Origin of the sequence: Bacillus sp. H1a (genome assembly GCF_000633475.1) — a bacterium.
Classification (GTDB): Bacteria; Bacillota; Bacilli; order Bacillales; family Bacillaceae_G; genus Bacillus_A; species Bacillus_A paramycoides.
Window position 1 is genome coordinate 56,823 of record NZ_AYMH01000021.1, and the last position, 13,336, is coordinate 70,158.

Consider the following 13,336-nt stretch of genomic DNA (forward strand, 5'->3'; position numbering starts at 1 on the left):
TAATTATCCTTTTTTATCAAAGTTTATTAAGTTAATATGATCAAACTTTGTTCCAAGGCTACACTGTATCTTATTCGTTTTTATCATAAACCTAATAATATTCTTCACAATATTGGATTCTTTATTTTTTAAATAAACTTGTATCTGCCGCAATAATATCAATTACATCCGAATTTACATATAACAGAACAATGCCTATATTATGCAATATAGACATTGTTCTCATGTATAGCTTCAAATTTATTACCGACCTATAAATGTAAAAATCTCATCAACAGCTTGCTTATATCCACCTGACTTTCGGAAAGACTCCTTCATATCCAAAGCAGCTTCTTTAAATGACGGATTATTTAAAACTAGCTCTACACCTTCACGCAATTGTATGTCACTTAATCCCTGCATTTGTAATTGAACCCCTGCTCCAAGACTTTCAACTTGCTTTGCAATTACTGGCTGATCCGCACTTTGCGGAATTACAATGAGTGGAACACCATTATAAAGTCCTTCATGCGTACTGTTCATCCCGCCATGTGTAATAAATAATTTTGTATATGTTAGAAGGTCAGTTTGTGGTACATAATTTTTCACAATGAAGTTTTCAGGAATTTCACCTAAATCACTTGTTTTTGTTTTGCTGCCAATAGACATAACAATTGTTTGCTCACTATACTCGAATGCCTTAATACAAAGCTTATAAAAATCATTCGCTTCATTAAAAACAGTGCCTAGCGAAATATAAATCAGGCTTTTTTCTTCAATTGCAGTAAAATCAAAACCTTCATTTTTTACTTGTGTAGAGATAGATGGGCCTACAAATTTAAAAGTTTCATCAAATGTATCTCCAAAAGGTTGAAACTCCTTAATTGTATACACAATAGTAAGTGGTGCTGGATTGCAGAAAACTTCATAAGGTGATTGGATATCAACACCATATTTTTCTGCGATTCCCTTTGTTAGTTTTTGAAAATCATTATGTATTCTATCATGAACTTCCGCTGGGATATTTTTCGAAAGATGATCTAACATTCTTTCAAATGATTTTTCATCCTGTGAAAAAGATGTACACGAATTAATTGCTGGAAGCTTAAGAATTTGAGCAATTAAACGTCCACAGCCGAACATCGAGTCGTGGATGATGTAATCAAACTGTTCCCCTTCAATTTGTTCCAGGACACTCGGTATAATAACATCTGCTGTATGTAAAAGGCCGTTTATTCTTTCTGATAAATAATTTCGGCCACCGGAAAGGAAAGCTTTTAAAAACTTTTGGTCGTCAATTGTTCGTACCGTAGCACCTGTCTTCTCAATACGCCCTCTGAAAGCCTCTATTGAAAAATAAACTACCTCTTCACCGCGGGAAATCAGTTCTTCTACAACTTGCAATGTTGGATTTATATGTCCTTCTGATCCAGCATTAATGAATAAAACACGTGCCATTATAAACACTCCTTAAGTTCGATGTTTTCTATGTTGTCGTTAGGAGTATGTGCATTTTCCATACTCTTGTTTTGCTAAACGTAACTATCATACTCTCCTTCTAAACGGACCTAGCGAGCCTAAAACCGAGATCATCTATACGAAATGTGGGATGACTACGCCTACGACAAGTAGCGCCGCAGCCTCTAGCCTCTTCAGCCCAGCTACCGCCCCGAAAAATTCGATACGATCCATATACCTTTTCATCATACAAATCATAACACCATTCCCAAACGTTCCCTAACATATCATATAATCCCCATGCATTCGGTTCTTTTTTACCGACTTCATGAATATGTCCCTCTGAATTTTCATTATACCAAGCAATCTCTTTAAGTTCTCCATATATGTATCCAGTAGTTCCTGCTTTACATGCATATTGCCACTCTGCTTCAGAAGGTAATCGATAGCCATTGGAATCTAAATTACAACGAACCTTTTGACCATCATCACTAATAGAATAATATTCTTTTAATCCCACTTTTTTTGAAAGTAAATTACAAAACAGAATCGCATCATTCCATGAAATATTTATAACTGGTTTATTATTACCTTCGATTATATTTGGTGTTTTATTCGTAACGGCATCATATAATCCCATCGTTACAGCATACTTTGCAAGAAGAAACGGCTTAATTTGAACTTTCCATTCTTTTTTTATTCGATCATCTCTTAATATTACCTCTCCTACTGGAATTTTTACCATATAAGAATCCATCGAGCGAATGACTTCATTCAATATTATCCCTCCATTTTAAAATGAAACAAAATTCACCCTTTTTGGTATAATTTTATACTTGCCGCACTTCTTTTAAAAATCGCTGAACTTCATTTGGAGATTTTAAAATAATAATTTCTTTATCCTGACTTAATTGATCTAGTCTGATTAAAATTGAAGGTCTTTTCGTTTTAGGATATTCCCATATCCATTTAAAAAATTGCAAGTCAAACCTTTCTTCGCATCCTTCTCCCATATCTGATCTAGTCTTATTCCGATATTGTACAATTCTTTTAAATGCACGATAAACACATATCGTTCTATGAATGTCAAGAAAGATGATTGTATCAGCTGCATTAATTCTTATGTCCATTGTCCCGCCATAATTCCCATCAATAATCCACTTTTCTTCTTTAATTATGTCATTCTGAACTGTTCTTTGTTCGTCTTTCGGAACACTTACCCAATTCGGTTTCCAAAATAACGCATCAAGATGATACACCTGTATTTTTAGTTTATTTCCTAACTGCTTTGCTAATGTAGATTTTCCTGAACCACCAGAACCAATCAATATTATTTTTTTCATAAATGGCTCCTTTTTCATATCTTACTTATCAATAAACTTTCTACTTTATTTATATAAGTACGATACTTGCTATAGCTTCTTCAATTTCTTCTTTATTCGCAAAAATCCATAAGAACATCTCTTCATTCAACTTTAGTAAATCTACTGACTGGACAAAATAAGTAATAAAGATAATTTGTATAGAAAGCATGATGTACCAAATAGTCTGTACTTCCTCTCTTGTTAATGCATTTTGCTTATAATATCCTTCAAAAATAGTTCTAACGATTTGTAACCAGTTCCTTCTTAATGTTTCATCCATATACAGCTCACTTAATACACTGGTACAACAATAGATTAGATCAAATATTCTTACATTTTCTTCTAAAAGTTCAAAATCGATAAATCCTTGAAATTCATTGCCTTGAAAGATAACATTTGATAGGTGCATATCGCGATGAATGATTTGTTTCGGTAATAATTGAACTTTTTCTTTGAATTTTTTATGTATGTTATTCATTTGTTGAATTACATCACGCTGAACATGCTCATTCTTTTCTAAAATCGGTATAGTCCATTCATATACCACATTATACAAGTCTCTTTTTATTAATTCGTTTGTATGATTCACCGAACGAAGTTCATGATGTAACTTAGCCATTTCTACTCCAATTGCATTTCCTAATCCCTTCAGTTTTTTAGTATCCTTTATTTCTATAACACTTCCGGCAACATACTCATACAAACAATAATATTTTTCTTTATATAATACATACCATTCATCGCTTCTCGTTTTTACTAATTTTTGCACCTTAATTCCTTTCTCATACAGCTGCTCTAATACATTTAATTCAACTAGAAGTTGCTTTATTGATACCTTTTCCTTTAAAATATACGCTTTATTATTGCACGTGACCTTCGTAACTTTCGGTTGAATTACAGTAGATGTTAGATGTTCATCTTGAAACCAAAACTTTGCAATTTCTAATATATCCTCCATGTACAAATACCCCTTTTTAAATTCACTTATTTCTTCTGTAATATAAATTCACAAAGCACTCCTACTCCAACACCAATTGTGTAAGCCACTAAATCGCTCCACAAAAATCCGTAACCTAGTACGAGTCCACCTAAAGTCGTTGCGCGAATGCTATCTATCCAAGCCTCATGGTACAATTGGCTAATTTCAATCCCGTAGCAAAATATTAAACTAATAAAAGCTAATTTCTTCGTTTCTATTTTAGAAAACAAAAATCCGAAGCCAGTGAAAATCATTAATGCCCATAAAGCATCACCTAAGTAATCATTTAATAAATCAGGTAACGCAAATGCAAACTTTCTGGAACTAAGACCTAAAATAATAACAACTATAGTAAACATTGCGTATAGTAATCTATTTCGTTTCGTATCCATTTCAAAATCTCCTATTTTATAATTTAAAACTGCAAATAGCTAGTAAAATATAATCATTTTACTAGCTATTTATAATCGACTTCACTTTGTATTTAATCCATTAACTCTTGCTGCTTTTTCTTCGAAAATGATTGTAGTACTAAATCATACGACCAATCTATCATTTTATTAATTTGTTCTTGCCCTACATCCTTATGTATGTACACTGTATTCCAATGTTTTTTATTCATATGATATCCAGGAATTATTGTTTCTGGGTAATCTTCTCTTATTCGTAAAGCGAGTTCTGGATCACATTTTAATGTAATCGCAGCTTTTTCCCCTTCTTCATGGTTCACTATCGCAAATATTTTATTATTGAGCCTCATACATGTTGCACTCCAGCCATCTGGAGAATCTTCTGTCGCTTTTCTTTTCGATAAACAGTATGCTCTTGTTGCATTCATTCTAATTGGCACCTCTTATTCTTTCACTATTTGATTACGATGCATCACAATTTGCTGCGTCGCTTGAAATTGCTGTTCACCATAAAACTTTATAAGTTTCTCTCCGCAAAATAGACTAACAATATCAATATGAGATATTTCTCGAAGCAACATTGTAAGCATCTTCTCTCCAATGCCTTTATTTCTTACACTTTCATGTACGACAACATCTTCTATGTACGCCCGAAAAACACCATCAGAAACAACTCTAGCAAATCCAATTAATTCATTTTCTTCCCATACTCCAATTGCTATACTATTCTTTAACATTTTTTGAATATCAACTTCTTTTCTTTCTGGCCACCAGCCTACAGAATCGTAAAGACTTTTTATTTGTTCTGCACAGATAGATTGTTCGTGTTGAAATTTATACGTGTACATTTTCCATTCTCCTAGTAAACATAATATAATTATATTAAAGTCTTTTTTCTAAAAAATGTTGACTATGTCCTTTAGGATGATCTTCAACGACTCCAAACTCTCGATAACCATGCTTTTTATAAAATTCTGGTGCTTGGAAACTAAATGAATCTAGTAATATTAACCTACACCCTTTTCCCTTCGCAATTTCTTCTATTTTATGTAACAACTTACTACCATATCCATAACGACGAACTGATTCATCAACCCATAAAAAATCTATATGTAGATGATAAAAATACATCATTCCTGTTACGCCACCAAAGATTTTTCCTTCGTCATCTTTCACTACGAAGCTTACTTGTTCCATTGGCTGTTTTACTTCATCTGTTAAGATGGACATATTATATTGAATTACTTTATTTTTTATGTATTCTCCTTCAGTCCGTGTACCGTTCTCTATACGTTTCATATAAATTTCTTCCTTCCATCTTAGTAAACTACATTTAATTTTTATTTCTTCTCTTTAAAATACTAATGAATACAAATCCACCATATGTAACAAAGCATGAAAAACCAATTATCCCTGGTACAGAGACATAGCCCGTCCTTACATAACTTATAATTGCAAAACTAACGATTGTTAATAAAATAGATGGCCAAAATATAAGAACTGTTTTTCTTCGTCTCTGTTTCGATGTACTTTCTTTCTCTTCAGAAACACGTGTGCCAAAAAGCAATACAATACAAATGAAAATGGCCGTAAAGTAAATTGTATCTAATGACAAAGTGCGATCATATAGTGCGATTCCAACTTCTAAAGCAATAATTGTTAAAATTAAAATGATGATCGTTGAAGTTTTTAAGTTTCTTTTCAATCGTTCACCCCACAATACGCTTATTATATTCTTTATACAAGCACTTCAAGACTTCTTCAATTGTTTCATCAACCTCTTTATTTTCCAGTCGATTAGATAATTCTCTTCCCCCAATAACATAAAGAAACGGAAATTCATGAAACATTCCCATTATACCAATATTTATTGTAGCTGTGTGCAATCCGCCTGTCATATGAGCTAAATGATAATACGGAATACCTTCATACTCTCCTTGTTGTCTTACCATTCCATTAATAATTGGTTCCCATAATTCTGGTTCAGTTTTATAACCTTGAAAAATATGTACTAAAAGTGAATGTACTTGATTTAACTCTCCAACATTTTGTTCATCTCTAGGGTTTTCCTGTATATGAATTTTTGTAAAGTACGTTGAAACATATTCTCTGACAGTATCCCATCCTCCGCAGTGCATAACAATAGACTGAGCAATATAGCTGTCGTGACATGCTATCATTACTTCAACCGCTTTATTAAGTGTTAATGTAGCTCTGCCTTGTAAGTGAGGATATAACTGCGCACTATCCTCATTTGGATTATACTTAATGTGATGAAGTGTATCACTCCAACTAATTAGTTGATCCTTTACCATCTTTGCTACTGCAAATCCAATCGCCACTTTTGCTGCTGATGCTAACGGAACGTATAGCTCATTGTTATGGGCAGCAACTATATTTCCATTCTTTGTTGAACACACAAGTATCCCAACTTGACCAGTTTGTATTTCTTTTATTTTTCGAATGACCGTTTCCATATTCATTCCTCTTTTTATATTGTTTTATCACCTTATCAAAATTCGATATATAAAATAAAAATCCTTTTTTGTTAAATGATATTCATGTATACAATAAAAAAAGATAGCACGAAATTTCTTCATACTACCTTTTTAAGAATAATTATTAAGCATAACGTATACATTTATTCTTCCGTAGGATTTTTAGGACCATTAAGTTCCAATTGATAAAAGGCTAAGTCTAGCCATTTATCGAATTTAAAGCCCACCTTGTTTATTATTCCTGAATGAACAAATCCAAACTTTTTATGCATATCAATACTTTTTTCATTTTCTGCATCAATTCCAGCAATTAAGGTCATATATTCTCTTTCCTGTGCATTAGTAATTAGCTCTTTCATTAAGGAAGTCCCAATTCCATTTTTTCTATATTCCTTATCAACGTAGATCGAATGTTCAACTGAATATTTATAAGCTGGCCATGCCCTAAATGGACCGAATGTCGCAAATCCTACTACTTTATTATCTAGTTCGTATACTAAAATTGGATACCCTTCAGCCTTTTTTTGTTCATACCAATCTATTCTATTTTTAAGGGTTACAGGTTTATACGCATATACAGCTGTTGTATAAAGTATCGCATCATTATAAATATCTAAAATAGATGTTAAATCTTTTTTCGTTGCTTCCCTTATCATTGTTTTCTTCCTTTCATAATGATCTTTCTCTGTACCTTTCTTTCAACTGATCTACCTATTAATAATACAAACTTATTTTTACAACCGAATTCTAGATTTTCGAAAACCATCAATTACATTTAGTACCGCAGATAATATGAAGATAATTACCCCTCCACCAATTAGCCACGTTTTAAATTCATTAACAGAGACGGTAAATACATTCGCCACATACGTAGTGAAATCTTCGTTTAACAAATTCGGGTTTATGACTATTACAATGAATGCTATAGTTGCAGCTAACTGTAGCATTGCATTTCCAATTGCCAATCTCTTCGTCCATTGTCCCTGTATTAACTTATAAAGGGATATACCTATTTCGAAAACAATCATAATCACAACGATTGGCCAGTACTGAAGTAAAACATCTTGATTGAAAGTTGGCGCGACAAACTTCAGTCCATTTTCAGCACTTTCATATACCCCTACAAGATGATTCGCATAAAAATAAAGCGTTGCCCATATTGCCGTCCACATTAAGCCTCCAAATACTTCAAACTTTGAAATCTTCTTTTTCTTTGGGATATAAGGGGTATTTTTCAAATCATCCGGAGTCCATTTTTTGAAACTTGTTGTTAATGGTTGTGGATCTTTTACATTATCAGTTCTCTCTAAAATAAAAAACACAAGTGTCAACCAGAAAAATACATGGAGGCCTACTTCGAATATTTCCCCGATGCCTTCACCTATCAATTTTAAAATAACATTTAATACCGCCTGATCACCACTATAGCCTATAAAATTTTCTGCAGCCATTGAAATGAGTGCAATAACAGCTGCAATCGGTATGATCATTTTTAATAATGTCGTGTACACATCAAAATAACGTGGTCCAATTAAATGCATCGGTCTATCCATGTACCCGTTAGCCAATGAGACTGGACTCCCCAATTTTGCAAGAACACTTTTTACATCGTCTTCATTATAATCATCGGGTAACATATCCTCGATTGTCGAACGTAACTCAAGTACAATATCATCACGGTTTTTCTCAGGTATTCTCTTCGCAACTTCCTGAATGTAAACCTCAATTAAATTCATTCTCGTCCTCCTCCTTTAATAAGCTATAAAGTTCTTTTGAATCCTTTATCCATTCTTTTTTCAATTGCAAAAAAATCTCTAATCCATATTCACTTAAAACATAATACTTACGAGGTCTACTCTCCGTTTTATCCCAACTACTCGTCACTAGTTCCTGCTTTTCTAATCGGCGAAGTAGTGGATATAAAGTACTTTGATCAATTGTGATCCCTGATTGCTCCAATAATTGGACAAGTGAATATCCATACTGCGGTGTTCTTAATTGGCTTAAAACCGCTAATGTCAATGTCCCTCTTCTTAACTCAGTAATTAACGAATTTAATAAAGTATCCATTCACCCACCTCATTTTTATTACTATATGTCATACAGTATATGTTTTATACTATGTATCGTACAGTATCTGTGTGACACAAAATAATGATTTTCACCAAAAAATAGATAATAAAAAGCACAAACTGTATGTTTTGTGCTTTTCTAGCAAACTTAAATACCAATAATACTTTCAACTATGTACCTCGGGTAATATAAATTCTCCTTTTTCTTTAAGGAATGGGACAACATCTACAATCGACTCAACATTGATTACTCCATATACATGCGGATATTCTTGACCGTTAGAAGCAAGTTCAAATTTTATTTCTGCTTTTACTAGGGATGGATTCATTGTAATTAATAAAATATCTTCTTCATGATTAAAATATTTTTGAGCAACTTTTAAAGCTTGGTCTAATAATGAACAATGAATAAATCCCTCTTCTTTAAGCGACGCTTCATTAATTTCTCCAGTTGTTTTTGCGATTTCCCAATTTCTTTTTGTTATTACTTTTGTAATCATTATTATTTTCTCCCTTATGCCTTTATATAGAAAAACAAGAGATTTTTCAGTTCATTACTAGAAAAACCTCTTGATTGCTTATTTTTTATACTTTTTATCCCTTAATTAAAGGCGACGCTTCCCCACTATAGAAAATCCATAAATCATGAAGCGATCTCGTACATCCAACATACAATAATTTCGCATCGTGTTTTGTATTTTTATAATGTTCTTCATCAACATCAATTAGAAGCACAGCGTCAAATTCTAAACCTTTCGCTAAATAGACAGGTACTACTGAAATACCACCTTCATATTTACTTTGATTTGCTTCAATCACGTTAACAGTTAATCCTGCGTTTGTTAATTTCTCATACATATCGCGGCATTCATCGTCTGTTCTTCCTATTACCGCAATTGTTTTCACATCTTCATTTTGTAGATGTTTTAATGTCTTCACAATTTCAGTGAATTGATCTTCTGCATGGATCACTTTCACGTCTTCACCGCTACGGAAAACTGGCGTTGCAAGTCCTACTGGAATCTCTGCATTTTTAATTACTTCATTAGCGAATTCAATAATTTCTTTTGTAGAACGATAACTTCTCGTCAGTTCATAATAACCTGTTTCTTGGAATACTTCCTTAAAAGCACTCCAGTCTTCAATTCCTTGATAATCATAAATCGCTTGAGATAAATCACCTAATATGGTGAAAGAATTACCTAGTGTAATTTCTTTTAATACATAAACTTGGAATGGTGAAAAATCCTGCGCTTCATCAATAACGACGTGATGAAACTTCTGTCCGATTTCAATTCCATTTATACGATGATGTATGTAAATTAAAGCTGGTAAATCTTCTACATATACTTCTTTTTTACGGCAATTCTTTTCTGTTTCTTGAACAAGTTCTTCAGGTAATACTTCGAGTATTTCTTTACTCTTCATCATCGAACTATATAGTGAAAGCGGGCTCATTTTCGGCCAAAAATTCATATATGTGTTCAATCTCTTTGTCGCTTCTTTTTTTAGTAACTTTTTCTCGTTTGTTTCTCCAAACTTTTTAAGTTCAATTTCAATCCAGCGCTTCATTCGGCCGACTAAACGTTCTCTTCTTTTCTTTAATGGATAATTTTTATATTCAACTTGCATCCATTTTTTAACGTCTTCCACTGGAATAACTGCTTTATCCCATGCTTCAAAATCTTTTGTCGGCATTAAATCTTTTTCAAATTGAGCCATTCTTTCTTCAATAAACGACTTGAATTCCAACGTACCCTTAAATTTACCAAGCATAACCTTGTTTTCATCTCGATTAATTGAAAAGGCTTCTTTCAATTTTTCTTCTGTCTGCTTCAGTTTCACCGAATCATCTAACGTACGTAATGCCCAATCCGGAAACGTTGTTTGACTAATATTACCTACCCCTAGTTCAGGAAGTACACTCGAAATATAGTCTAAAAACAAACTGTTTGGAGCGAATACAATCATTCTCTCTGCTTCTAGTTGTTCACGATATTCATAAATTAAAAAAGCAAGGCGATGTAAAGCGATCGTTGTTTTTCCGCTCCCTGCAACCCCTTGAATTAATAATGGTAGGTTTCTTTCCGCACGAATAATATCATTTTGCTCCGATTGTATAGTCGAAACGATATCTTTCAATTTATTGTCTTTATTCTCACCTAATCGATATAGAAGAAAATCATCAGCATGCGAGACATCTTCATTTCCTTTTACATATGTATCAACAACACGTTCTAGTTCTCTCTTTCGAATGGAAATGTTGCGTTTTAAATAAACATCGCCTTCTACTAATCCGTCTGGTGAATGATAAAATGCTAATTCTTCTCCACCGGTAAATGAATAAAACATACTTGCAACAGGTGCTCGCCAATCAATTACAATTGGCTTCATCGTGTCTTTATCTGAAACACCTACTTTACCGATGTATATCGGCATAACTTCTTCTTTTCCATCCTCCTGAAAGTCTAATCTTCCAAAGTACGGTTCTTGTACACCAATACGTAAGTTTTGTCTATTAGACTCCCTCATACTTTCAAGAATTTGCTCTTTAAAATCTTCTCCATAATAAACCGGGATTTTTTCAAGCTGTTCTAATTGATCATCCATTGTACATAAAGTGTCTTTCATTTTTTGTAACTCTTCGTCAAAAATGTTGTTCATTTGATGATTCCCTCCTGTCCGTTCCAATTTTTTCAGTCGAGATACAATTGTATTAAAAATCCATTCATAAAGTCAATAGTTTAATTGAGAATTTTCCGAAATAAAGAAAAACACAAAAAACATGCCTCTTTATCTAAGATTTTAAAGTATCCTTAATACAAAATTTTCTCTCTCTTTATTTTCTTCACTTCATAGATTGCTTACAAAAAATCTAGATGGTACTGTATTTGAAAATAATCATTCTAGTTATCCGAATCATTCCACTGACGACTTATTTCTAGGCCATAATCCATATCGTAAACTTCTTTTATAGCTTTAACTTTTTCCAGACTTTCATCACTAAACACAGGTTTATTTTCAAAAGAATGTAGAACGATTCTTTCAAGAAGAACGCCTAGCGAAATATCATGATATTCTGCCATCGCTTTCAAAACTTTTACCATTCTTTTTTCCATCCTAATACCAGTTTGCACACGTTCAACTTTAATTTTTGTATTTTTTTCATTTATTTGTTCATTATTTTGTTTCATAATTTCACATCCTTAACGTAAAAAACGATATTTTGTTACCACGATAACAATGTATCATTATAACACTGGTGCATATTTTGTCAATTGTGTCATTTTATTATTGATTAAACATAATTGATTCTCGCCCTATTACTATTATCAAGATAATGTAAAATCGTATCCATATAGCGAAAAAACGCTATTCTTTTTATAGAAATATACAAAAAGGATGGCGTTTTTAATATGAATTTATCGATTTTTAATGAACTAGTATTAGTTTCTAAAGAATTACAATGATATATGCCGCCTAATACTTTGGAGTGGTTAGTTAGAAAGATCTGATTCGATTAACAAACAAGTGAATATAGTTCACAAGAACTAGTAGACCTATGTGTTTGGTTAAGCCAAAACATAGCTCATACTTTATTAACTCAACTTTTCAGTCGATTAGAAGCTAACACAGATATTTCTATGAGTACAGAAGCACTCAACCAAAAATGTATACCAATTATTTTCGTTGTATTTGTTTATTAGATTATACAAATTTGAAATTCCCCTCACATAAACTTAGCTTAATGTGTATGAGGGATAAGCCCTTCCTTTTCTTTATTTCTTTATTTCTTTATTTCTTTATTTCTTTATTTCTTTATTTCTTTTTTACTTTTATACGATACGATAAGCACTTATGTAAAGAAGCTTGCTCTTTATATCGCGATTTCTCAAAATCAAATGCGCCGCCTGGGAAAATTGCTACAATATTTAAATTTGCTTTATCACATAGATTGCTAATCTCTTCCACTGTATAGCAACGTAAAGACTGTGTCACAATATCATTTGGATAATTAGGATTCCACCAATGATCTAGCATTCTTTCATTTATACTGTCATACTCATACTTTCGCATCGCTGAACCAAGTGGCATTTCTCTCCCATTCACTGCTTTCCAATACAACGGTTGATAAATATCAATTAATGCACAACCATCATCTTTCATCCATTTTTTAATCCTGTTTAATAGAAACATTTGTTCTTCATCTGTTCCTACACCAAAACCGTCTAAATAGCTGACTACATCAAATTCTTCTTGAATATCAATTTGATAAAAATCACCATGATGAATCGTAATATCTTTGCTAGAATGCCCCTTTGCAAATTCAACTAATTCTGATACAAGTTCTACAGTCGTCATTGTTACGCTTAACTTTGACATCGCTCTAGCAAATCCACCATTTCCTGCACCGAGTTCTAACATCGTTTGAAATGGATGACCAACTTGTTCTTGTACTTCTATAGCAACCTGCTCTAGCCAGCTTTCTGTATTTATATCATAATTTAGTAATTCAAATTGTTTTTTGTAAAATTCCTTCACATTTAATTCGTTCATTTTAAAAATCCCCCTTATT

At 32.6% G+C, this 13,336-nt stretch carries 17 protein-coding genes and 1 pseudogene; 1 reads left to right on the forward strand and 17 read right to left on the reverse strand.

Annotation, left to right across the window (positions count from 1 at the left end; translation table 11 throughout):
- Positions 1-243: 243 nt before the first annotated feature.
- The 16 genes from U860_RS0110840 to U860_RS0110915 all read right to left on the reverse strand — a co-directional run bounded on the left by U860_RS0110840 (position 244) and on the right by U860_RS0110915 (position 11,954).
- Positions 244-1,437: a macrolide family glycosyltransferase gene (locus tag U860_RS0110840; protein WP_025148539.1), complete on the reverse strand. Its 1,194-nt coding sequence runs from the start codon at positions 1,435-1,437 to the stop codon at positions 244-246.
- 100 nt (positions 1,438-1,537) lie between these two features.
- A complete protein-coding gene (locus U860_RS0110845; RefSeq protein ID WP_115610308.1) occupies positions 1,538-2,215 on the reverse strand; it encodes an SUMF1/EgtB/PvdO family nonheme iron enzyme in 678 nt (225 codons plus the stop codon).
- A gap of 52 nt (positions 2,216-2,267) precedes the next feature.
- A complete protein-coding gene (locus U860_RS0110850) occupies positions 2,268-2,780 on the reverse strand; it encodes a DNA topology modulation protein (RefSeq protein ID WP_025148541.1) in 513 nt (170 codons plus the stop codon).
- A gap of 49 nt (positions 2,781-2,829) precedes the next feature.
- Positions 2,830-3,759 carry a phosphotransferase gene (locus U860_RS0110855; protein WP_025148542.1) on the reverse strand — a complete coding sequence of 310 codons (930 nt, stop codon included), beginning with the start codon at positions 3,757-3,759 and terminating at the stop codon, positions 2,830-2,832.
- 26 nt (positions 3,760-3,785) lie between these two features.
- Positions 3,786-4,172 carry a DUF2809 domain-containing protein gene (locus tag U860_RS0110860; RefSeq protein ID WP_025148543.1) on the reverse strand — a complete coding sequence of 129 codons (387 nt, stop codon included), beginning with the start codon at positions 4,170-4,172 and terminating at the stop codon, positions 3,786-3,788.
- 92 nt (positions 4,173-4,264) lie between these two features.
- Positions 4,265-4,618 carry an MmcQ/YjbR family DNA-binding protein gene (locus tag U860_RS0110865; protein WP_025148544.1) on the reverse strand — a complete coding sequence of 118 codons (354 nt, stop codon included), beginning with the start codon at positions 4,616-4,618 and terminating at the stop codon, positions 4,265-4,267.
- 15 nt (positions 4,619-4,633) lie between these two features.
- Positions 4,634-5,038 (reverse strand): GNAT family N-acetyltransferase, encoded by a 405-nt coding sequence (locus U860_RS0110870; RefSeq protein ID WP_025148545.1) that lies wholly within the window; start codon positions 5,036-5,038, stop codon positions 4,634-4,636.
- A gap of 34 nt (positions 5,039-5,072) precedes the next feature.
- Positions 5,073-5,489 (reverse strand): GNAT family N-acetyltransferase, encoded by a 417-nt coding sequence (locus U860_RS0110875; protein WP_025148546.1) that lies wholly within the window; start codon positions 5,487-5,489, stop codon positions 5,073-5,075.
- A 34-nt stretch (positions 5,490-5,523) separates the two neighbouring features.
- The gene (locus U860_RS0110880) at positions 5,524-5,895 is read right to left on the reverse strand and encodes a hypothetical protein (protein ID WP_025148547.1); all 372 of its coding nucleotides are present in this window, start codon (positions 5,893-5,895) and stop codon (positions 5,524-5,526) included.
- A 4-nt stretch (positions 5,896-5,899) separates the two neighbouring features.
- Positions 5,900-6,667: a class A beta-lactamase gene (locus U860_RS0110885; RefSeq protein WP_025148548.1), complete on the reverse strand. Its 768-nt coding sequence runs from the start codon at positions 6,665-6,667 to the stop codon at positions 5,900-5,902.
- Positions 6,668-6,831: 164 nt separating this feature from the next.
- Positions 6,832-7,344 carry a GNAT family N-acetyltransferase gene (locus U860_RS0110890; RefSeq protein ID WP_025148549.1) on the reverse strand — a complete coding sequence of 171 codons (513 nt, stop codon included), beginning with the start codon at positions 7,342-7,344 and terminating at the stop codon, positions 6,832-6,834.
- 78 nt (positions 7,345-7,422) lie between these two features.
- A complete protein-coding gene (locus U860_RS0110895) occupies positions 7,423-8,424 on the reverse strand; it encodes a hypothetical protein (RefSeq protein ID WP_025148550.1) in 1,002 nt (333 codons plus the stop codon).
- Positions 8,411-8,758: a PadR family transcriptional regulator gene (locus tag U860_RS0110900; RefSeq protein ID WP_025148551.1), complete on the reverse strand. Its 348-nt coding sequence runs from the start codon at positions 8,756-8,758 to the stop codon at positions 8,411-8,413. The genes U860_RS0110895 and U860_RS0110900 overlap by 14 nt, the downstream gene beginning before the upstream one ends.
- Before the next feature lie 169 nt (positions 8,759-8,927).
- Positions 8,928-9,260 (reverse strand): DUF952 domain-containing protein, encoded by a 333-nt coding sequence (locus U860_RS0110905; RefSeq protein WP_025148552.1) that lies wholly within the window; start codon positions 9,258-9,260, stop codon positions 8,928-8,930.
- Positions 9,261-9,354: 94 nt separating this feature from the next.
- Positions 9,355-11,424: a 3'-5' exonuclease gene (locus U860_RS0110910; RefSeq protein ID WP_025148553.1), complete on the reverse strand. Its 2,070-nt coding sequence runs from the start codon at positions 11,422-11,424 to the stop codon at positions 9,355-9,357.
- A 242-nt stretch (positions 11,425-11,666) separates the two neighbouring features.
- Entirely contained in the window at positions 11,667-11,954 is a 288-nt protein-coding gene (locus U860_RS0110915) for a hypothetical protein (protein WP_002065782.1), read from the reverse strand.
- A 279-nt stretch (positions 11,955-12,233) separates the two neighbouring features.
- Between U860_RS0110915 and U860_RS36335 the strand changes: the two are divergent.
- Positions 12,234-12,490, forward strand: a pseudogene (locus tag U860_RS36335) (IS4 family transposase); the annotation flags it as partial.
- An 89-nt stretch (positions 12,491-12,579) separates the two neighbouring features.
- Here the strand turns inward: U860_RS36335 and U860_RS0110920 are convergent.
- Complete coding sequence (locus tag U860_RS0110920; protein WP_025148554.1) at positions 12,580-13,317, reverse strand: class I SAM-dependent methyltransferase; 738 nt, start codon at positions 13,315-13,317, stop codon at positions 12,580-12,582.
- Between the last annotated feature and the right edge of the window lie 19 nt (positions 13,318-13,336).

What these genes read in the sequence shown, in the direction of transcription:
- U860_RS0110840 (WP_025148539.1), bottom strand. Translation starts at nt 1,437, where the DNA reads ATGGCACGTGTTTTATTCATTAATGCTGGATCAGAAGGACATATAAAT.
- U860_RS0110850 (WP_025148541.1), bottom strand. Translation starts at nt 2,780, where the DNA reads ATGAAAAAAATAATATTGATTGGTTCTGGTGGTTCAGGAAAATCTACA.
- U860_RS0110855 (WP_025148542.1), bottom strand. Translation starts at nt 3,759, where the DNA reads ATGGAGGATATATTAGAAATTGCAAAGTTTTGGTTTCAAGATGAACAT.
- U860_RS0110860 (WP_025148543.1), bottom strand. Translation starts at nt 4,172, where the DNA reads ATGGATACGAAACGAAATAGATTACTATACGCAATGTTTACTATAGTT.
- U860_RS0110865 (WP_025148544.1), bottom strand. Translation starts at nt 4,618, where the DNA reads ATGAATGCAACAAGAGCATACTGTTTATCGAAAAGAAAAGCGACAGAA.
- U860_RS0110870 (WP_025148545.1), bottom strand. Translation starts at nt 5,038, where the DNA reads ATGTACACGTATAAATTTCAACACGAACAATCTATCTGTGCAGAACAA.
- U860_RS0110875 (WP_025148546.1), bottom strand. Translation starts at nt 5,489, where the DNA reads ATGAAACGTATAGAGAACGGTACACGGACTGAAGGAGAATACATAAAA.
- U860_RS0110885 (WP_025148548.1), bottom strand. Translation starts at nt 6,667, where the DNA reads ATGGAAACGGTCATTCGAAAAATAAAAGAAATACAAACTGGTCAAGTT.
- U860_RS0110890 (WP_025148549.1), bottom strand. Translation starts at nt 7,344, where the DNA reads ATGATAAGGGAAGCAACGAAAAAAGATTTAACATCTATTTTAGATATT.
- U860_RS0110895 (WP_025148550.1), bottom strand. Translation starts at nt 8,424, where the DNA reads ATGAATTTAATTGAGGTTTACATTCAGGAAGTTGCGAAGAGAATACCT.
- U860_RS0110900 (WP_025148551.1), bottom strand. Translation starts at nt 8,758, where the DNA reads ATGGATACTTTATTAAATTCGTTAATTACTGAGTTAAGAAGAGGGACA.
- U860_RS0110905 (WP_025148552.1), bottom strand. Translation starts at nt 9,260, where the DNA reads ATGATTACAAAAGTAATAACAAAAAGAAATTGGGAAATCGCAAAAACA.
- U860_RS0110910 (WP_025148553.1), bottom strand. Translation starts at nt 11,424, where the DNA reads ATGAACAACATTTTTGACGAAGAGTTACAAAAAATGAAAGACACTTTA.
- U860_RS0110915 (WP_002065782.1), bottom strand. Translation starts at nt 11,954, where the DNA reads ATGAAACAAAATAATGAACAAATAAATGAAAAAAATACAAAAATTAAA.
- U860_RS0110920 (WP_025148554.1), bottom strand. Translation starts at nt 13,317, where the DNA reads ATGAACGAATTAAATGTGAAGGAATTTTACAAAAAACAATTTGAATTA.